This is a genomic window from Kitasatospora sp. NPDC094016 (genome assembly GCF_040304045.1).
In the GTDB taxonomy this organism is placed as follows: Bacteria; Actinomycetota; Actinomycetes; order Streptomycetales; family Streptomycetaceae; genus Kitasatospora.
Genome location: NZ_JBEOUK010000053.1, coordinates 1 through 18,693 on the forward strand (window position 1 = coordinate 1; position 18,693 = coordinate 18,693).

General features: G+C 72.5%; 22 protein-coding genes. 5 read left to right on the forward strand and 17 right to left on the reverse strand.

Annotated elements, in window-relative coordinates; translation table 11 throughout:
* Positions 1-97: 97 nt before the first annotated feature.
* The 15 genes from ABT015_RS32785 to hisI all read right to left on the reverse strand — a co-directional run bounded on the left by ABT015_RS32785 (position 98) and on the right by hisI (position 11,972).
* Positions 98-820 carry a VIT1/CCC1 transporter family protein gene (locus ABT015_RS32785; RefSeq protein ID WP_350885790.1) on the reverse strand — a complete coding sequence of 241 codons (723 nt, stop codon included), beginning with the start codon at positions 818-820 and terminating at the stop codon, positions 98-100.
* 160 nt (positions 821-980) lie between these two features.
* Positions 981-2,090: a prolipoprotein diacylglyceryl transferase gene (gene lgt / locus ABT015_RS32790; protein WP_350885691.1), complete on the reverse strand. Its 1,110-nt coding sequence runs from the start codon at positions 2,088-2,090 to the stop codon at positions 981-983.
* 143 nt (positions 2,091-2,233) lie between these two features.
* A complete protein-coding gene (locus tag ABT015_RS32795; protein ID WP_350885693.1) occupies positions 2,234-3,097 on the reverse strand; it encodes a DsbA family protein in 864 nt (287 codons plus the stop codon).
* Positions 3,098-3,164: 67 nt separating this feature from the next.
* Complete coding sequence (locus ABT015_RS32800) at positions 3,165-3,683, reverse strand: MauE/DoxX family redox-associated membrane protein (protein ID WP_350885695.1); 519 nt, start codon at positions 3,681-3,683, stop codon at positions 3,165-3,167.
* Between the two features lie 176 nt (positions 3,684-3,859).
* Complete coding sequence (locus tag ABT015_RS32805) at positions 3,860-4,108, reverse strand: hypothetical protein (protein WP_350885697.1); 249 nt, start codon at positions 4,106-4,108, stop codon at positions 3,860-3,862.
* 212 nt (positions 4,109-4,320) lie between these two features.
* Complete coding sequence (gene trpA / locus ABT015_RS32810) at positions 4,321-5,130, reverse strand: tryptophan synthase subunit alpha (RefSeq protein ID WP_350885699.1); 810 nt, start codon at positions 5,128-5,130, stop codon at positions 4,321-4,323.
* Between the two features lie 2 nt (positions 5,131-5,132).
* Positions 5,133-6,404, reverse strand: a complete 1,272-nt coding sequence (trpB, locus tag ABT015_RS32815; RefSeq protein ID WP_350885701.1) for a tryptophan synthase subunit beta — start codon at positions 6,402-6,404, stop codon at positions 5,133-5,135.
* A gap of 47 nt (positions 6,405-6,451) precedes the next feature.
* Positions 6,452-6,601 (reverse strand): tryptophan biosynthesis modulator TrpM, encoded by a 150-nt coding sequence (gene trpM / locus ABT015_RS38060; protein ID WP_167745855.1) that lies wholly within the window; start codon positions 6,599-6,601, stop codon positions 6,452-6,454.
* Positions 6,602-6,610: 9 nt separating this feature from the next.
* Positions 6,611-7,417: an indole-3-glycerol phosphate synthase TrpC gene (trpC, locus tag ABT015_RS32820; protein WP_350885703.1), complete on the reverse strand. Its 807-nt coding sequence runs from the start codon at positions 7,415-7,417 to the stop codon at positions 6,611-6,613.
* A gap of 347 nt (positions 7,418-7,764) precedes the next feature.
* On the reverse strand, positions 7,765-8,208 hold the full coding sequence (locus ABT015_RS32825) for a DUF2752 domain-containing protein (RefSeq protein WP_350885705.1): 444 nt from the start codon (positions 8,206-8,208) through the stop codon (positions 7,765-7,767).
* Between the two features lie 169 nt (positions 8,209-8,377).
* Positions 8,378-8,632 carry an HGxxPAAW family protein gene (locus ABT015_RS32830; RefSeq protein WP_350885707.1) on the reverse strand — a complete coding sequence of 85 codons (255 nt, stop codon included), beginning with the start codon at positions 8,630-8,632 and terminating at the stop codon, positions 8,378-8,380.
* Positions 8,633-8,851: 219 nt separating this feature from the next.
* Positions 8,852-9,382, reverse strand: coding sequence for a TIGR02234 family membrane protein (locus ABT015_RS32835; protein WP_402451031.1), 531 nt, complete (start codon positions 9,380-9,382; stop codon positions 8,852-8,854).
* Positions 9,383-9,450: 68 nt separating this feature from the next.
* Positions 9,451-9,963: a Uma2 family endonuclease gene (locus ABT015_RS32840; protein ID WP_350885711.1), complete on the reverse strand. Its 513-nt coding sequence runs from the start codon at positions 9,961-9,963 to the stop codon at positions 9,451-9,453.
* A 64-nt stretch (positions 9,964-10,027) separates the two neighbouring features.
* Positions 10,028-11,551, reverse strand: coding sequence for an anthranilate synthase component I (locus tag ABT015_RS32845; RefSeq protein ID WP_350885713.1), 1,524 nt, complete (start codon positions 11,549-11,551; stop codon positions 10,028-10,030).
* Between the two features lie 49 nt (positions 11,552-11,600).
* Positions 11,601-11,972, reverse strand: a complete 372-nt coding sequence (gene hisI, locus ABT015_RS32850; RefSeq protein ID WP_063347172.1) for a phosphoribosyl-AMP cyclohydrolase — start codon at positions 11,970-11,972, stop codon at positions 11,601-11,603.
* A gap of 204 nt (positions 11,973-12,176) precedes the next feature.
* Between hisI and ABT015_RS32855 the strand changes: the two genes are divergently transcribed.
* Entirely contained in the window at positions 12,177-12,746 is a 570-nt protein-coding gene (locus tag ABT015_RS32855) for a hypothetical protein (protein ID WP_350885716.1), read from the forward strand.
* Between the two features lie 19 nt (positions 12,747-12,765).
* The gene (locus ABT015_RS32860; RefSeq protein WP_350885718.1) at positions 12,766-13,404 is read left to right on the forward strand and encodes a TIGR03085 family metal-binding protein; all 639 of its coding nucleotides are present in this window, start codon (positions 12,766-12,768) and stop codon (positions 13,402-13,404) included.
* A 102-nt stretch (positions 13,405-13,506) separates the two neighbouring features.
* On the opposite strand, the gene ABT015_RS32865 is transcribed toward ABT015_RS32860, so the two are convergent.
* Positions 13,507-14,007 (reverse strand): NUDIX domain-containing protein, encoded by a 501-nt coding sequence (locus ABT015_RS32865; RefSeq protein ID WP_350885720.1) that lies wholly within the window; start codon positions 14,005-14,007, stop codon positions 13,507-13,509.
* Between the two features lie 369 nt (positions 14,008-14,376).
* Entirely contained in the window at positions 14,377-15,702 is a 1,326-nt protein-coding gene (locus tag ABT015_RS32870; protein WP_350885722.1) for a helix-turn-helix transcriptional regulator, read from the reverse strand.
* A 156-nt stretch (positions 15,703-15,858) separates the two neighbouring features.
* Here ABT015_RS32870 and ABT015_RS32875 point away from each other — a divergent pair, with 156 nt between their 5' ends.
* The 3 genes from ABT015_RS32875 to ABT015_RS32885 are packed head-to-tail and all read left to right on the forward strand — an operon-like array spanning position 15,859 to position 18,532.
* Positions 15,859-16,851 carry a Gfo/Idh/MocA family protein gene (locus ABT015_RS32875; protein WP_350885724.1) on the forward strand — a complete coding sequence of 331 codons (993 nt, stop codon included), beginning with the start codon at positions 15,859-15,861 and terminating at the stop codon, positions 16,849-16,851.
* A complete protein-coding gene (locus tag ABT015_RS32880; protein ID WP_350885726.1) occupies positions 16,848-18,101 on the forward strand; it encodes a DegT/DnrJ/EryC1/StrS family aminotransferase in 1,254 nt (417 codons plus the stop codon). The genes ABT015_RS32875 and ABT015_RS32880 overlap by 4 nt, the downstream gene beginning before the upstream one ends.
* On the forward strand, positions 18,098-18,532 hold the full coding sequence (locus tag ABT015_RS32885) for an NUDIX hydrolase (protein WP_350885728.1): 435 nt from the start codon (positions 18,098-18,100) through the stop codon (positions 18,530-18,532). Before ABT015_RS32880 ends, ABT015_RS32885 begins: the two co-directional genes overlap by 4 nt.
* Positions 18,533-18,693: the final 161 nt, after the last annotated feature.

Here is an 18,693-nt window from a genome sequence, read left to right on the forward strand (position 1 = left end):
CCCTCAAACGCGCCCAGCACCGCAACTGGCCACCACCAATACCGGCAACCGTCACGATCACCCAGCCGGCAACAACCTAAAGTCACCGGCATTGGACCTAGCCGACGTGCCCGCCGATCAGCCACCCCAGCAGGTACGTCACCCCGGCCGCCGCCCCGCCCAGCACCAGCTGCCGAAGCCCGCTGAACCACCAGCTGCGCGCCGTCACCCGGGCCACCACCGCGCCGCACAGGAACAGCCCCACCACCGACAGCAGCAGCGCCGGCACCAGCGAGGTCGCCCCCAGCAGGTACGGCAGGAGCGGCAGCAGCGCGCCCACCGCGAAGCAGACGAAGGACGACCCGGCGGCCACCCACGGTGACGGCAGGTCGTTCGGGTCGATGCCCAGTTCCTCCCGGGCGTGGATCTCCAGGGCCTGGTCCGGGTTGGCGGACAGCTGCCGGGCCACCTCGTGGGCGAGGTCCGGTTCCACCCCGCGGGCGATGTACAGCTGCGCCAGCTCGGCCAGCTCTCCGTGCGGGTTGCGGCTCAGCTCCAGCCGCTCGGCCTCGATCTCGGCCTGCACCAGCTCGGCCTGCGAGGCCACCGAGGTGTACTCCCCCGCCGCCATCGAGCAGGCGCCGGCCACCAGCCCGGCGAGCCCGGTCAGCACCACCGTGCCGCTGGACGCCGAGCCGCCGACCACGCCGGTCATCAGCGCGAAGTTGGAGACCAGGCCGTCCATCGCCCCGAACACGGCGGGCCGCAGCCAGCCTCCGTTCACGTCCCGGTGGTGCCCGGCAGCGGGTATGCGGGGGTGGTTCCCGGCCTCGGGCTCCAGGGTGGTCGCGCTCACGGCAGTTCCCCTCCGTTCGATTCGTCTGCCCCGACCGTAGACCGCCTGACCTGCGCATTTCCAGCAAAGTAAGGCTGTCCGAACAGCGCTTCGGCCGCCCTGCGCGAGCATCGCGCGGGCGGCCGAAGCGGGGGTAACTCCCAGGTCAGGTCAGGTTCTTGGCATTCTTGTCGGCGCTCTCGACGGCTTCGGAGACCGCCTCCGCGTCCGCCTTTTCGTCCGTGGGCTGAGACAGTTCGGCGGTCTCACCGGCCCCGGCGACCTTCTCGGACGGCGCGGGCCTCCCGGCGGCCTTCTCCGCCGAAGCGGCCTTGCCGGCCTTCTCGGCCTTGCCGGACTTCTCGGACGGCGCGGCCTTGCCGGACACCGCGGCCTTCTCGGACGCCGCCGCCTTGTCGGACGGGCCCTGCGCCTCGCCCTCCTCGTCGGCCAGCGGGTCGATGCTCGCCGGGTCCTCCCGGCCGGGCCGCTTCTTGCCGACGACCACCAGGTAGACCACGGCACCGATGAACACCACGATCGACGTCCAGTCGTTCAGCCGCAGGCCGAAGTAGACGTGCGCCTCGTCGATCCGCAGCCACTCGGTCCAGAACCGGCCCACCGTGTACGCGGCCACGTACAGCGCGAAGGCCCGGCCGTGCCCCAGCTTGAAGCGGCGGTCGGCCCAGATGACCAGCAGCGCGACCCCGACGCACCAGATCGACTCGTACAGGAAGGTCGGGTGGTAGACGCCCTTGACGACCTCGCCGCCCGGCAGCGTCTTGTCGATCTCCAGGCCCCACGGCAGCGTGGTCGGCCGGCCGTACAGCTCCTGGTTGAAGTAGTTGCCCCAGCGGCCCATCGCCTGCGCGAGCGCGATGCCCGGCGCGATGGCGTCCGCGTACGCGGGCAGCGGCACGCCCCGGCGGCGGCAGCCGATCCAGGCCCCGACCGCGCCGAGCGCGACGGCGCCCCAGATGCCGAGGCCGCCCTCCCAGATCTTGAAGGCGTTCCAGGGGTTCCTGCCGGCCCCGAAGTACAGCTGGTGGTCGGTGATCACGTGGTACAGCCGGCCGCCGACCAGGCCGAAGGGCACGGCCCAGACGGCGATGTCGCCGACCGTGTGCTTGGCACCGCCCCGGGCGACCCAGCGCTTGCTGCCGAGCCAGACGGCCACGACGACACCGAGGATGATGCAGAAGGCATAGGCGCGCAGCGGGATCGGTCCGAGGTTCAGGACGCCCCGCGACGGGCTGGGAATGTAGGCGATATCCATGGCGGTTCCGACGCTACAGGGTCTGCGGCCCCCGCTGGGCACCCCCGGGGTCACAGATACCGAACAACGGGCACCGGGAACGGCGCCGCCGCCCCCTCCGGACGGGGAGGAGGCGGCGGCGGTCACCCGGCGGTGTGCGGGGCTCAGCCCGCGGTCGGCGACGGGTTGTTGGCCTCCGAGGCGGTGCTGGTGGGCGCCGGGGTCTGCCCGTTGGAGCCCGCCGTGCCCAGCTGCTTGCCCTGGTTGGCGGCGTCGACCCACTTCACCAGGTTCGCCGGGGTGATCTCCTCGGCGCCGTTCTTGGGGTAGATCGGCTGGCCGTTGAGCAGCACGGTCGGGGTGGACTTGTAGCTGGACTTGTCGAAGTCCTGCTGCACGGACGACACCCATCCGCCGTACTTGTTGTCGTTGACGCAGGCCTCGAACGTGGGCGTGTCGAGGCCGTTGACCTGCTTGGCGAGGTTGATCAGGACGGCCTTGTCGCCGAAGGCGTCGCTGGTCTCGTCCGGCTGGTTGCGGTACAGCACGTCGTGGAAGTCCCGGAAGTGCCCGGCGTCCTGGGCGCAGGCCAGCGCGTTGGCGCCGGCCTTGGAGCCCTTGCCCGGGACGGCCCGGTCGATGAACGACACGATGTGGTAGTTGGTGTAGATCTTGCCGGCGTCTTCCAGCTGGTCGACGGTCGAGGAGAACTCGCGCTCGAAGATCCCGCAGGCCGGGCAGCGCGGGTCCTCGTAGACGGTGAGGACGGCCGGGGCGTTGGCCGATCCGGCCGGGATGACCAGGTTCTTGTCGCCGATCGTCCCGGCGGGGGCGGCGACCGGGGTCTCCGGCTTGGAGCGCTGGTTCTGCACCACGACGCCGGTGACCACGGCGGCGGCGATCACCACGAGCACCGCGCCGCCCACCAACAGCTTCTTCCTGCGCCTGGACGTGGCCTCGTCGGCCGCCCGCTGCTCCAGCATCCGCTCGCGGGCGGTGCGCTTGCCTTCTCGGTTCTTCTCGCTCATTGCCTTGACATCCACAATCGGGGAGGGCCTTCGTGGGGTGGGGTGGGGGTGCGGCGGGGCCGGCCGGTCAGCTCGCCAGCCAGCCGTCCGCCGAGAACCTGGTGCGGGGCCGCCACAGCAGCCACCCGGCCAGCAAGAGGAACCCGGTGTCGCGCAGGATCTCCTGGAGGTACTCGGTCTGCGAGGCGTCGACGTGCCCGCCGCCGCCGAAGCAGCCGCAGTCGATCGAGATGCCGCGCGCCCAGGCGGCGGCGATCCCGGCGATGAAGGTGAGCAGCAGCAGCGCCGAGACGCCGGCGACGATCCGGACGCCGAGGCCGATCACCAGCAGCAGGGCGAGCGCCAGCTCCAGGAAGGGCAGGGCGTAGCCGACCGGCTTGACCAGGCCCTCGGGCAGGATCTCGTAGGCGCGGACGGCCTGGGCGGCCTCCGCCGGGTCGGCGATCTTGGCCAGGCCGGCCCAGCCCCAGACCACCGCGAGGCCGAGCCGGACGACGGTGCCCAGCCACGGACTCCAGGCCGGCACCGGCCGCCGGGCGGGCGGCGCGGGCGCCGGGTCACCGGGCTGCGCTGCCGGGCCGGCCATCAGGGAACCCCCCTCGGGAAACTCGTTCACTTCCTGATGAACCGTAAGGGATGAAGGACGGTTCCTCCATATTCAGGAATTAAGCCGGATGGGTGACGTCTGGTGATGGTGTGTCCGAATCCGGCGAACGTCCGTTCAGGGGTGGGTGGCCGTGGTCGATCAGGTCCGCCCGGCTCTCAGGAGCGGCAGCCGGGCGGGCGGCCGGGGTCGAACAGGTCGGCGCGGCCCTCGTGGTGCGGGTGGGCGGCCCGTTCGGCGGCGTCCCAGCGGGCCGCCTCGGCGCAGGCGTACGCGTCCCGCACGGCCCGCTCGGCACCGCGCTTGGCCAGCGCCTGCCCCACCTCGGTGTGCGCTCCGACGGCGGCGCCGAGCGCCAGTGCGGCGGCGGCCGCCCGCAGCAGAACGGCCCGATGGAGACCCGGCACCGGCTCACTCCTTCGCTCGCTCGGCAACCCCCGTGCACCTCGTTCGTGCACTCGTCCCTCCACTCAACGCCGGTCAACCCCGGCTGATGCGTGTGCCCGTCGCTGTTCACCCGTTCGGGGCCGCGCGAGCGCCGCCGCCCGGCGAGCCGGGCGCACGCAAGCGCGACGGCCCGCCACCCACGAAGGGTGGCGGGCCGTCAGGTGGTACCGGGTCAGCGCCGGCGGACGCCCGCCGCCAGCTCGCCGGCCAGGGCGCGCACCGCGTCCAGCGCGGCCGCCTCGTCGTCGCCGGCCTCCAGGATCCGCTTGACGAACGCGGAGCCCACGATCACGCCGTCGGCGAAGCCCGCCACCTCGGCGGCCTGCTCGGGGGTGGAGACGCCGAGGCCGACGCAGACCGGCAGGTCGGTGGTGGCCCGGGTGCGGGCGACCAGGTCCTCGGCGAGCGAGCCGACCTGGGCGCGGGTCCCGGTCACGCCCATCACGGCGGCCGCGTAGACGAAGCCGCTGCCGGCCGCGGTGACCTCGGCCAGGCGCGGGTCCTTGCTGCTGGGGGCGACCACGAACACGGTGTCCAGACCGTGCTCGTCCGCCGCCTTGCGCCACTCCTCGGACTCCTCGACCGGCAGGTCCGGCAGGATGCAGCCGGCGCCGCCCGCGGCGGCGAGGTCGGCGGCGAAGCGCGCGGTGCCGTAGCGGTCGACCGGGTTCCAGTACGTCATCACCAGCACCGCCGCCTCGGGGTGCGCGGCGGCGACCTCCTGGACGGTGCGCAGCACGTCCTTGATCCGCACGCCGCCGCGCAGCGCGATGTCGTCGGCGGTCTGGATGACGGCGCCGTCCAGCACCGGGTCGGAGTGCGGCAGGCCGACCTCGACGATGTCGCAGCCGCCCTCGATCAGGGCGTTGATCGCCCGGATGCCGCCGTCGACGGTCGGGAAGCCGCCCGGCAGGTAGCCGATCAGCGCGGCGCGGTCCTCGGCCTTGGCGGCCGCCAGGATGCCACTGAGCTTCGATGCCATGGTCACTTACCCCCGTGGGCCGCGTCGTGGGCCGAACCGCCGGCCGGCTCGTCGTACAGGCCGAAGTACTCGGCCGCGGTGTGCATGTCCTTGTCGCCGCGCCCGGAGAGCGAGACCAGGATGGTGGCCTCGGGCCCGAGCTCGCGGCCCAGTTCCAGGGCGCCGGCCAGCGCGTGGGCGCTCTCGATGGCCGGGATGATGCCCTCGGTGCGGGACAGCAGCCGCAGCGCCTGCATGGCGGCGTCGTCGGTGACGGGGCGGTACTCGGCCCGTCCGGTGTCCTTCAGCCAGGCGTGCTCCGGGCCGACGCCCGGGTAGTCGAGGCCGGCGGAGATGGAGTGCGACTCGATGGTCTGGCCGTCCTCGTCCTGGAGGACGTAGGTGCGCGAGCCGTGCAGCACGCCGGGGTCGCCCTTGGTGAGGGTGGCGGCGTGCTTGGGGGTGTCGGCGCCCTCGCCGGCGGCCTCGCAGCCGATCAGGCGCACGCCGGCGTCGGGGATGAACTCGTGGAAGATGCCCATCGCGTTGGAGCCGCCGCCGACGCAGGCGACGACGGCGTCGGGCAGCCGCCCGGTGCGGTCGAGCACCTGCTGGCGGGCCTCGACGCCGATGACCCGGTGGAAGTCGCGGACCATCATCGGGAAGGGGTGCGGGCCGGCCACCGTGCCGAACAGGTAGTGGGTGGAGTCCACGTTGGCGACCCAGTCGCGGAACGCCTCGTTGATGGCGTCCTTGAGGGTGCGGCTGCCGGAGGTGACGGACACCACCTCGGCGCCGAGCATCCGCATCCGGGCGACGTTCAGCGCCTGGCGCTGGGTGTCGACCTCGCCCATGTAGATGGTGCAGTCGAAGCCGAACAGGGCGCAGGCGGTGGCGGTGGCCACGCCGTGCTGGCCGGCGCCGGTCTCGGCGATGATCCGGGTCTTGCCCATCCGCCGGGTGAGCAGGGCCTGGCCCAGCACGTTGTTGATCTTGTGCGAGCCGGTGTGGTTGAGGTCCTCGCGCTTGAGCAGGACGCGCGCGCCGCCCGCCTCGGCGGAGAAGCGGTGCACGTCGGTCAGCGGGCTCGGGCGGCCGGTGTAGTCCTTGAGCAGGCCGTCGAGTTCGGCGGCGAAGGCCGGATCGGCCTTGGCCTTCTCGTACTCCTCGGCGACCTGCTCGACGGCGGCGACCAGCGCCTCGGGGATGAAGCGGCCGCCATAGGCACCGAAGTAGCCTCGGGCGTCCGGCACCTGGGCGCCGGGCAGGTAGTCCTTCGCGGACTTGTCGGACATGGTGGAGTCCTTTGGGAGATGACGACAGGGACGTCTCGTGGCTGGGCTCAGCCGGATGTCCGTCGCCATCGGCGGCCCGGCACCTGCCCGGGCTCGCAGCCGATCACGTACCGCACCCGCCGCCCCAGCACCCGGCGTGCGGGCGCGCGGCAGCCGCGCGGGCGGCAACCGGGGGCGAGGCGGGTGGCGATCTTCATGTCGGCGGGTCAGTCCTTGTGCCGGACGGCGGGGTGGGCGCCGGCCGCGACCAGGTCGGCGACCGCGGCGCGCGGGTCCCTGCCGGTCACCAGGGACTCGCCGACCAGGACTGCGTCGGCGCCCAGGTTGGCGTAGGAGATCACGTCCAGCGGGCCTCGCACGCCGGACTCGGCGATCTTGACGACGCTGTCCGGGATGGCGTGGACGACGTTGCCGAAGGTGTTGCGGTCCACCTCAAGGGTCTTGAGGTTGCGGGCGTTGACGCCGATGATCCGCGCCCCGGCGTCCACCGCGCGCTTGATCTCCTCCTCGTCGTGCACCTCGACCAGCGGGGTGAGGCCGATCGACTCGGCCCGCTCGATCAGCGACACCAGGGCCGACTGGTCGAGGGCGGCGACGATCAGCAGCGCGAGGTCGGCGCCGTGCGCGCGGGCCTCCCACAGCTGGTAGGCGGTGACGATGAAGTCCTTGCGCAGCAGCGGGGTGTCCACCGCCGCGCGGACGGCGTCCAGGTCGGCCAGCGAGCCGCCGAAGCGGCGCTGCTCGGTGAGCACGCTGATCGCGGCGGCGCCGCCGGCCGCGTAGTCGCTCGCCAGGGCGGCCGGGTCGGCGATCGCGGCCAGCGCGCCCTTGGACGGGCTGGAGCGCTTCACCTCGCAGATCACCCGGACCCCGTCGCCCTTGAGCGCGGCGACGCCGTCCTTGGCCTCGGGGGCCTTGGCGGCGAGTTCCTTCAGCTGGTCCAGGGAGACCCGGGCCTGCCGTTCGGCGAGGTCCTCGCGGACCCCGTCGATGATCGTGTCGAGCACACTCATGCGCACACCTCGCTTCGCTCAGCAGGCGCTGCGCGCAACACGCACCTGTCAATGGTTCGCTCGCTCACGCGAAGTGCCCCCAACATTTCTGTTCGTTCGCCGGCGACGAGCCGTCCGGGCGGTGGCCCGGCGGCACTTCGATGGTATCGGCACCCGGGGGCGCGGGGCGCATCCGCCCGGTGTGCGTCTCGCGTGCCGGACGCCCCCCTGGGCGGCTCCCAGCTGCGGTTTCACCGGTTCTCCGGCACCGCCCGGACGTGCGGCGCGGACCAAGTGGACCGATGTACGGGCCCCGCTGTGGACCGGTGCGCCGGCCCGCGCGGGTCGCTACCCGTCGGCGCGGGCGATCAAACCAGCAGGGGCGCCAGCCCCGCCCCGACGGGCAGGTTGCGCACCACCGTGAACACCAGCAACAGCAGGAGGACCAGCACCCAGCGCCGGGCCCCGAGCGGGGCCCTGGGCCGCGGCCCGCCGCCGGTCAGCGCGACCCAGGCCCAGCGCAGCCACAGCAGCGCCAGGACGCCGAACAGCAGGACGGCCGCGGCGTTGTCGTGCAGCGCGCCGGTGAAGTCCCCGTGGGCCAGCGCGTGGACGCAGCGCAGCCCCCCGCAGCCGGGGCACCACCAGCCGGTGGCGGCCAGGAAGGGGCAGTCGGGGTAGTGCCCGGGGGTGTTCGGGTCCACCGCGGCGACGTAGACGGCGGGGACGGCCACCGCCGCCAGCGCGGCCAGCGGCGGGCCGAGCCGGCGCAGGACGGGCGGCAGGGCGGAGGTGGTGGAGGCGGAGGTCACGCCCCGATTCTGCCCGGGCCGGGCCCGGACAGAACGAAACGGCGGGCGTGGCGCGCCCGCCGTTCGGTACTGCTACGACGTCGGTACTGCTACGACGCCGGTACTGCCACGAGTCGGTACTGCCGCGAGTCGTACTCCTGCGAGTCGTACTGCTGCGAGGAGTCCGTCGTCAGGCGGCGACGGCGGCCCGGGCCGCGCGCTGCTCCTCGTGCGAGGTGTACACGTTGGCGCTCGGCTGCTTGCCCATGCCCGCCATCGACATGGCCTTGCCGACCACACCGCCGGCCAGGATGACCGCGATGCCGGCCCAGACCAGCATCACCGACGGGAGGATCATCGCGACCCCCGCGATCCCGAAACCGATGAACGTGATGGTCACGCCGGTCCAGGCGGCGGTGGTGTGACCGTGTGCTGCTGCTGCCATCTGAGTGGTGCTCCTAGCCTCTCGGGGCCCGGCCGGGCCTGCGGGGCCGCCGGCGGGTTGACGGGTTCCATTGTGCCGGGCCACACACCGGCGACCCAAAGCGGGTGGCGGGTCTATCGCGTCACACCGGCGTCGGGGCCCACCGAGGGCCGCTCAGGGCCTCTCAGGGCCGCTCAGACCTGCTCAGGCCTGCTCAGGCCGGAAGCCCCGGCCCGGCGCTCAGACCGTGGTCGGGTCCTCGCCCCGGTCCAGCGCCTTCCACAGGTCTGCCGGGGTCTCGCTCTTCGCCGGGGCCTTGCGGGTGGGCGCCTCGTAGCGGCTGCCCATGGCCGGCCAGCTCCGGCCGTAGCGGAGGGTGAGCAGCCCGGCGACGGCCAGCAGCAGTCCACCGGCCAGCGCCACCCAGGGCCAGCCGGTGTGGCCGACCTCGGTGGCCGCCGAGCCGGACAGCGCCAGCTTGCGGGCCGCCTCGGCGTCCAGCGCGGCGGTGTCCCCGGCGCCGGCGGCCGAGGCGACGGCCGCGCCGAGGCCCGCCAGCAGGGTCAGCGCGCCGACCGCGAGCCGGCCCGCGCCGCGCACCGCGAACACCGCGACGGCCGCCGCGAGCCCCACCAGGGCCAGCCCGCCCGGGAGTTCGGAGATCGTGCCGCCGGAGACGGACACCGCCAGGGTGCCGGCCCGGCCCTCGGCCCAGACCCGGCCGACGGCGGTCAGCACCAGCACGGCGCTCAGCACGGTCAGCAGGAGCATCACGCCGAGCGTCCGGCGCCCCGACGCGGGGGCCGGCGGGGCGGGTACGGGGGTCTGGTCAGGTGCGCTCACCCGTCCACTATCCCCCGACCGGCGTCCGGCCCCGCACCCGGGGTGGGCGGCCCGGCCGGGAACTCGTCCGTCCGCAGCACCAGCGTCCGCCCGGCGAGCGGCAGGAAGAGATCATTGCCGAACGGCACCCGCTCCGCCTCCCGGTACCCGCCGTCGGCGGACGGCGCGGTGTGCACGGTGCAGGCCGCCGCCGCCGGATCCACCACCACGTACAGCGGGATCCCGCTGCGCGCGTACGCCGGCGCCGCCTCGGCGAGGTGCGGCCGGGCCACCTCCAGGACGGCCTCGACATCGCCCCCGGCGTACCGGCCCCGGCCGTCGGGCTCCGCCCCCGGAGCGGTCACCACCAGGTCGGGGATCAGGTCGGGCACCCCGGCCGGAGCACCGATCCCGGCGTCGACCACCGCGCCGGCCAGCGCCCGTCCGTGCCCGCCCAGCTGGTCCTCGATCTGGGCGGCCGCATCGAGCACGACCACCCGCCGCAGTTCGTCGGGCGACACCTCGGACATCCCGGCCGCCTCCCTCGACGACTTACGGCTCACAGCTCACGACTGGCGACTCACGACTGCCGACTCACGACAGTTCCGGCGTCCGCAGCGTATTGGCGGTGGCGACGGCCCGCAGCACGGCGGCCGCCTTGTTGCGGCACTCGGTGTCCTCCCCGTGCGGGTCGGAGTCCGCGACCACGCCCGCGCCGGCCTGCACGAAGGCGGTGCCGTCGCGCAGCACGGCGGTGCGGATCGCGATCGCGGTGTCGGAGTCCCCGGCGAAGTCCAGATAGCCGACGCAGCCGCCGTACAGGCCGCGGCGGGTGGGCTCCAGCTCCTCGATGATCCGCATCGCGCGGGGCTTGGGCGCGCCGGACAGGGTGCCGGCCGGGAAGCAGGCGGTCAGCACGTCGAAGGCGGTCCGCCCGGGCGCCACCCGGCCGGTGACGGTGGAGACGATGTGCATCACGTGGCTGTAGCGCTCGATGTGCATGAAGTCGATCACCTCCACGCTGCCCGGCTCGCAGACCCGGCCCAGGTCGTTGCGGCCCAGGTCGACCAGCATCAGGTGCTCGGCCCGCTCCTTGGGGTCCGCGAGCAGCTCGGCGGCCAGCGCCGCGTCCTCGTGCGGGGTGGCGCCGCGGTGCCTCGTCCCGGCGATCGGGTGCACCATCGCCTCGCCGCCGGTCACCTTGACCAGCGCCTCCGGGCTGGAGCCGACCACGTCGAAGCCGCCCTCGGCGGTGCCGTCCGGCCCCGGGAAGCGGAACAGGTACATGTACGGGCTGGGGTTGGTGGTGCGCAGCACGCGGTAGACGTCCAGCGCGGAGGCCGGGCAGGGCGCCTCGAAGCGCTGCGAGGGGACGACCTGGAAGGCCTCGCCGGCCCGGATCCGCTCCTTGACCACCTCCACCGCCGCCCGGTACGGCGCGCCGCCGAACGGGGAGCGGGCCTCGCCCGGCCCGGCCGGGGTGAAGGTGGCCAGGCCCGGGTCGACCGGCTTGAGCAGGTCGGCCTCCATGGCGTCCAGCCGGGCCACCGCGTCCGCGTACGCCTCGTCCACGCCGCTGGCGAGGTCGTTGTGGTTGACGGCGTTGGCGATCAGCAGCACCGTGCCGTCGACGTGGTCGAGCACGGCGAGGTCGGTGGCGAGCAGCATGGTCAGCTCGGGCAGCCGCAGGTCGTCCGGGTTGAGGTCGGGCAGCTTCTCCAGCCGGCGGACGACGTCGTAGCCCAGGTAGCCGACCAGGCCGCCGGTGAGCGGCGGCAGGCCGTCGTCGTCGCGGCGCGGGGTGTGCAGCGCCTCCAGCGCGGCGCGCAGCACCTGCAAGGGGTCGCCGCCGGTCGGGATGCCGACCGGCGGGGTACCCAGCCAGCGGGCCTCGCCGTCCTCCCCGACGGTGAGGACGGCGGCGCTGCGGACGCCGACGAAGGAGTAGCGCGACCAGCTGCGGCCCTGCTCGGCGGACTCCAGCAGGAAGGTGCCGGGCCGCTCCTCGGCGAGGCTGCGGTAGAGGCCGATCGGGGTGAGACCGTCCGCGAGGAGCCTGCGGGTGACCGGGATGACCCGGGTGTCGACGGCGAGCTTGCGGAAGGCTTCGAGATCCATGGCGAGCGGCACCTTCTGGAGTTCCGGCAGGAGGAGTGGGGGGGAGGGGTCAGGCGAGCGGGAGCACGTCGGCGTCGAAGCAGGTGCGGTCGCCGGTGTGGCAGGCGGCACCGGTCTGGTCGACCTTCACCAGCAGGGTGTCGCCGTCGCAGTCCAGCGCCACCGACTTGACCGCCTGGGCGTGGCCGGAGGTGTCGCCCTTCACCCAGTACTCGCGGCGGCTGCGGCTCCAGTAGGTGCAGCGGCCGGTGGTGAGCGTGCGGTGCAGCGCCTCGTCGTCCATCCAGCCCAGCATCAGCACCTCGCCGGTGTCGTACTGCTGCGCGATCGCCGGGAGCAGGCCGTCCTCGGTGCGCTTGAGGCGCGCGGCGATCTCGGGGGCCAGGGCGGTGGTGCCGGGGGTGGCGGGTGTGGTGGACATGGGGCCATTGTTGCAGTCCGGCCCACCGCCCCGGATGCGCCCTGCGTCCCCGTGCCGTGTGCCCCTACTCGGTGCGCTCACCACCTCCGGGCCGGATCCGCGCCGCCCGGGAGTCTGCCGCACCCCACCCCGAACATCGCCGTAAAGGGGCGATTTCGGCCAACCGCCTGCCGTGCGGGCCCCGCTTGGGCCATCCTCATGCCCATGACCTCCGAGCAGCAGCCGCCCGCAGCCGCCGACTCCCGCCCGTCCCGGGGCCTGGTCCTCGCCGTCGTGGCCGTCCTGGCCGTGCTGCTCGCGGTGGTGGCCACCGTCCTGCTCTGGCCCGAGGAGCGCAAGCCCGCCGCAGCGCCGCCCCCGCCCACCCCCACGGCCACCCCGACGCCCACGCCCACGCCGACACCCACCCCGACCAAGGCCCCGCCGTACGCCTTCTTCCCGGTCGGCGCCTGCTTCGACCACCCCCAGCTCAGCCCGGTGATCACCAAGGCCGAGGAGCGCCCCTGCACCGGCGAGCACGACGGCCAGGTGATCGCCGACCTGAAACTGGCCGACGGCCTCACCGGCGAGATCCCGATCGCACTCGCCATGCGCGAGGGCTGCAAGGAGGCCGAGGCCGCCGCCAAGGCCCGCCAGAACGACGGGAAGACGTACTACGGCCGCCAGTTCGGCCCCGCCCAGGCCAACTACCAGCAGGGCTGGCGGGACTACACCTGCACCCTGACGGCCTCCAGCAAGCAGGGCGGCCCCAAGCTCACCGGCAACCTGCGCTGACAGCCTCTATCGTGGCGCCATGTCGAACCACGCCCTCGCCGAGCGTCACCGTCTCGCCGAACTCCTGGCCGCCGCCGGGCCGGACGCCCCCACCCTCTGCGCCGGGTGGACCACCCGCGACCTCGCCGCCCACCTGGTGATCCGCGAGCGCCGCGCCGACGCGGCGGCCGGCATCCGGGTCGGCGCCCTCGCCGACTGGACCCACCGGGTGCAGTCGGCGTACGCCGAGCGCCCGTACGAGGAACTGCTGAAGCTCTTCCGCTCCGGCCCGCCGGTGTTCTCCCTGTTCGCCCTGCCCGGCGCGGACGAGGCCGCGAACACCGTCGAGTACTACGTGCACGCCGAGGACGTCCTGCGGGCCGCCGACGACTGGACGCCCTCCCCGGTGCCCGCCGGCCGCGCCGAAGCCCTGTGGCGCCGACTGCCGCTGCTGGCCCGCCTGGAAGCCGGCCGCCGCTCCCCCGTCCGCCTGACCCTGAACCGCCCCGACGGCCAGTCCCTCACCATCGGCCCCGCCGGCTCCCCCACCGTCCACCTCACCGGCGAACCGGGCGACCTGGTCCTCTTCACCTACGGCCGCGGCGCCCACACCACCCTCACCGTCGACGGCGCCCCGGACGCCCTGGAAGCCCTCCGCCACGTCCTGCCGCTGCCTTAAAGAGAGAAAAAATGATGCGCTGCCCCTCGGAACACCGAGGGGCAGCGCTCGACGACCCAAGACCAAGAGGAATGGGAGGAGATCGGAAACTCCCCGCGGCTATCAGCTCCGCCACGAGTCGAGGGAGACGCTCGGTCCATTGGTCAGATAACTGATCAGGGCATCCCTGGTAGTGGAGACGAATTCCTCCGGTACGGCACCGACGCCGACCCAGGCAACGTCCGAGTGCTTGGCGGGTTCCCCGTTCGCGAGTTCACCGGACCACCGGTGGGCGGCGAAAACTACGGTCAGGAAGCCGTTGGGAGCCTCGACGCCGCGAGCACCGTGGATGACGTGGGCGAGTTGCAAGTCCGCGGCAGCGACGACGAGCCCGGTCTCCTCCCTGAGTTCGCGAACCGCCGTCTCCGTGATCGGCTCGCCTGGTTCGTTCTTGCCGACCGGCAGATCCCACAGGCCCTGCGCGAACTTGGCCCGGGGCCCCCGCCGGAGAAGAACGACATGTTGAGCTTCAAGGTCATGGACGATGACGGCGGCGACCAACAGGGTCATCGACTCCGTGGCGGGCTTGAGAGCAGTCGTCTGATCAGCGGTCGGCTGGGCCACTCGGTCGGGTCCTTCCTGCGGTGCGGCTGTCATGTCAGTGCCTCACGTGTTCGGCGTTCCAGATCTACGGCTCCAGGAACACCACGGCTGCGGTAGACGCATCAAGCCGCCCGAACGGCGGTTCCGGGAGCTGGAGCATGCCCACGGCTCCGGGGCCAACCTCCCGTTCTGGCTCGCGCACGCCGCCCGCGCCCGCTGGGGCTCCGAACTGGCGATCCGGCCGGCGAGTGAAGCCGTCCTGGTCCGCGACGCCCCCGTGTACGGGCACAGCCGGGCGAGCTGGGAGATCAACCTCGGCTGCGACCTGGACTGTGGTCATTAGGCAAGTCGTGTGTCGGGTTCGAAGGTGTCGGCTTTGGACCCGTGACGTCAGCTCGCTTTGAGGCGGTCCATGAGGTCGGCGACTCCATCGACCTGCCGGTAGGGCTTGAACGCCGGAGCGAGCTCGCGTACCAGGGTGACGCACCGTTCGGCGCCGATCCGGGTGGCGAGGTCGAGGGACTGGTGAGTGACGGCGAGGGCCTGCTCGACCTCCCGGGCCCGTAGGAGACTGCGGGCCTCGTAGGTGAGGAAGATCCCGCGGGTCTTGTCGCGGGAGCGTGGCAGCAGGCCCATACCCTCGTCGATCCGGGCGCGGGCCTCGTCGGTGCGCCCGAGGTCGAGCATGCACTGGCCGGAGTCGACGGCCAGGTCCGCAGTGCTCATCCACCGGCACCATGCGGGGGCCTGGTGGGGGCTGTCGGTCAGCAGGGCGGCCTCGGCGGCGGCCAGGTCGCGGTGGCAGTCGGCGGCGGCTCCGAGGGCGGCATGCGCGCGGGCCCGGCGGAGGTGAAGCAGGGATCGGGCGGTGGGGTGCCGGGTGTGGAGGAGGGCCTGGCTGAGCGGTTCGACAGCGGCGTCCGACTGGGTGAGCCAGACCGACTGGTAGGCGAAGTCAGAGAGGACGCCGGCGCCGAGATCACGGTCGCGGGCGGCGTGCGCGTTGGTGAGGGCCGCGTTCCAGAGCTTGCCCGCCGCGTAGTGCCGGCCCTGATCGAACCGGTGCCATCCGCAGGTGCTCGCCAGGGAGGCGGCCAGTAGGTGGAGCCGCCGGCCGATGGGTTCGGTGTACCGGCCCTGTTCCAGCAGGTCGGTGACCGTGTCCAGTTGGGCGTTCATCAACTTCGCAGTGTGCTGGCGCTGTTCGGTGGGCTGGGCGGTCAGTTTGGCGCTGGTGTCCTCCAGCCAGTCGACCAGTTCGGCATCGACGTGCTTGCCGTTCAGGGCGGTGGAGAGCCGGTCGGGTTCGAGGGTGGCCCACTGGGCTGAGAGCCCGGCCAGTGCGAGCGCGCTGAAGGTCATGAAGGTGCGGCGGCGATGGTCCATTGCGGCTCTCTGTGCGTCTCGAAGTGCGTGGACGGTGAACGCCGATCCGAGCGGCACCGGTTGTTCCTGGCCGGGCAGCCAGTGCGGCCACTCGAAGGCGTCCAGGTCGGCGATGGGTACGTCGAAGGCTTCGGCGATCAGAAGCTGGGACTCGATGCTCGGCGTCTTGCGCCCGTTCTCCCACTTGCTGACGGCGGCCTTGTCGGTGCCTGAGCGAAGGCCCTCGGGCCTGTTCCTGGCGGCGTGGTGGATGCGGGCCGCGAGGTCGGTCTGGGACCAGCCGCGAAGCGCGCGGGCGTACGCGAGGGGATGCCGGATCTGGTCGTCCACGGGGCCAATCCCATCATCGACGGTGACCGAGAGCCTACTGCCGGCGACAGCGGGACCACTCCGGGACTACAGACAACGCCTACTTGGTGAGGGTGAGTTGGGCTCTACTCGTCGTACACCGAAGAAGTTCCTTCGCGAAGCGGAAGGAGTCCGCGTATGAAACGACGCGCTGCGGTCATCGGCCTCGGCCACCAGGCGCTCGAAGACCACCTGCCCGGCCTGCTCGGCTCCAGCAGGGCCGAGCTCGTCGCCATCTGCGACAGCAGCCCCGACACCCTGCGAGAGCGGCAGGAAGTCCTCCAGGTCCCCGGATTCACCCGCACCGGTGAGCTTCTGGACACCGTGTCCCCGGACTTCGTGGTCGTCGCCGTCCCGCATCACGCTGGTCGGGAGGTCGTCCAGGAGTGCGCCGCCCGGGGCGTCCACGTCCTCAAGGAGAAGCCGTTCGCCACATCCGTGTCGGAGGCTCGGGAGCTCGCCCAGATCTGCCAGGCCGGCCAGGTCGAGCTGATGGTCACCCTCCAGCGGCGCTTCAACCCGATCCACGCCAGCGTCGCCGGGCTGCTGGACCAGATCGGCACCCCGTTCCTGATCGACGGCCAGTACACCTTCCACACCGACGACCCCGGCGCCGGATGGCGCGGGGACGTGAAGCAGGCCGGCGGCGGCTGCATCATCGACATGGGCTACCACCTCGTCGACCTCCTGCTGTGGTACTTCGGCATGCCCAACCGCGTCATGGCCGACTTCTCCACGGCCGCGCTGCCCGACGGCGGCTACGACGCCGAGGACACCGCCGTCATCCAGCTCGGCTACGACTCCGACCTCTACGGCACGGTGCTGCTGTCGCGCTGGATGGCCCCGAAGACCGAGAAACTGCACGTCGTCGGCACGCGAGGCTCCGTGCTACTGACGAAGAGCAAGGTCCAGCGGCTCGCTCTGGATGGCTCGGTGGTCGAGGAGCTGACCCGCCCGCAGGCGCCCGCGAGTGCGGCCACTGCCCAGATCGACTACTTCTGCCGGGTCCTGGATGGCGAACGCCCCAACACCTCCGGCCCCGAGCAGCACCTCGCCCACGCCGCCTTCATCGCCTCCTGCTACCGGTCCAAGACGGCCGGGCGCTACATCGACCCGAAGGAGATGCTGTGACCAACACCCTCGCCTTGCTCGGCGGCGACGCCGTGGTGACTGCCAGAGGCCCGCACTTCGAGTGGCCGCCGATCGACGACACCACCCGCGCGAAGGTCGCCTCCCAGCTCGACACCGCGATCTCCATCCCCGGCCGGTCCGGCATCGTCGCCGAGCTGGAGGACGGCCTCCAGGAGTACTTCGGCATCCGGCATGCGGTCACCACCAGCTCCGGCACCGCCGCCCTGCACGCCACCTACTGGGCCGCGAGGATCAAGCCCGGCGACGAGGTCATCGTCCCGGCCTGGACCTTCCACGCCACCGCCTCCCCGCTGTTCCACCTCCGCGCGGTGCCGGTGCTGTGCGAGACCACGCCGGACGGCAACATCGACCCGAACCGGATCGAGGAGCTGATCACCCCGCGCACCCGAGCCATCATGGTCACCCACCTGTGGGGCAAGCCCGCCGACATGACCGACATCGTCGCCGTGGCGAACGCGCACGACCTGGTCGTACTGGAGGACGGCTCTCACGCCCACGGCGCCAGCATCGCGGGGCAGAAGGTCGGCACGTTCGGCCTCGCCTCGGCCTTCTCCCTCAACGGCCCCAAGCCGCTGTCCGGCGGCGAAGGCGGATTCGTCCTCACGGACGACGACGACACCTACCACCAGGTCATCACGCTCGCGCACTACAACAAGCGGGCCAAGACCGAGATCCCGGAAGGCCATCCGCTCGCGCGGTACGCGGCAACCGGGGCCGGCCTCAAGCTCCGCATCCACCCGCTCGCCGCCGCCATCGCCCACGACCAGCTCACCCGCCTCGACGGCTACCTCGCCGGACGGGCGGAGATCGCCCGGTACCTCACCGGTGAACTCGCCGGGGTGCCCGGCCTGGAGGTCACCGGCATGCCCGAAGGGGTGGTCCCGTCCTGGTACGGGTTGACGCTCACCTACCGGCCGGACGGCCTCGGCGGCCTGTCGATCGAGCGGTTCCATCAGGCGCTGGTCGCTGAGGGCGCCACCGAGTTCGACCGGCCTGGCTCCACCTGCCCCATGAACCAGCTGCCGCTGTACCAGCAGCCCAGCACCCTCTTCCCTGGCCACCCGCACTCGCACCGCCAGTACAAGCCAGGGGACTTCCCCGTCGCCGAGCACGCTCATGCCCACACGATCAAGCTCCCGGTCTGGCATCGTGAACAGGATCTCGAACTGGCCGAGCAGTACGTCCGCGCGGCCATCAAGATCAGCGACCATCACAAGGAACTGCTGTGACCATCACCTCCCCCGAGTTCGCGGCCCGCCTGGCGGCCGACGCCGAAGCCGCTGGCATCACCGGCCTTGTCGCCGCCGCCGTGATCAACCACGATGGCCGGGTCCTGCTCGTTCGTCGTCACCCCGACGACTACCTGGGCGGACTGTGGGAGATCCCCTCCGGGACTGTCGAGACCGGCGAGACCATCCTGGACGCCCTGCACCGGGAGACCTCCGAGGAAACCGGCCTGGCCATCGACCAGGTCACCGGTTACATCGGCCACTTCGACTACCAGAACAGCCGTGGCGGCACCACCCGCCAGTTCAACTTCGCCGTCACCGTGGGGAAGACCGAACCGGTCGTCCTCGCCGAGCACGACGCCTACCAGTGGGCCCACCCCAGTGAGCTGCCGGAGGTGAGCGACGCGGTTCGCGACCTGATCGCACGCTGAGGTGGCGCAGGTGGGCCGGGCTCTCGGATTTCCCGATGGGCCCGGTCCGCTCCTGTCGAGATGACCGACGGCTGTACTGCCGTCGGTCTGCGGCCTGAACCGGGCGGCTCAGCTGTGGGCCCGTTTCCGGGGGCGCGGCTGAGGTCTCCCGGCCGCGCTCC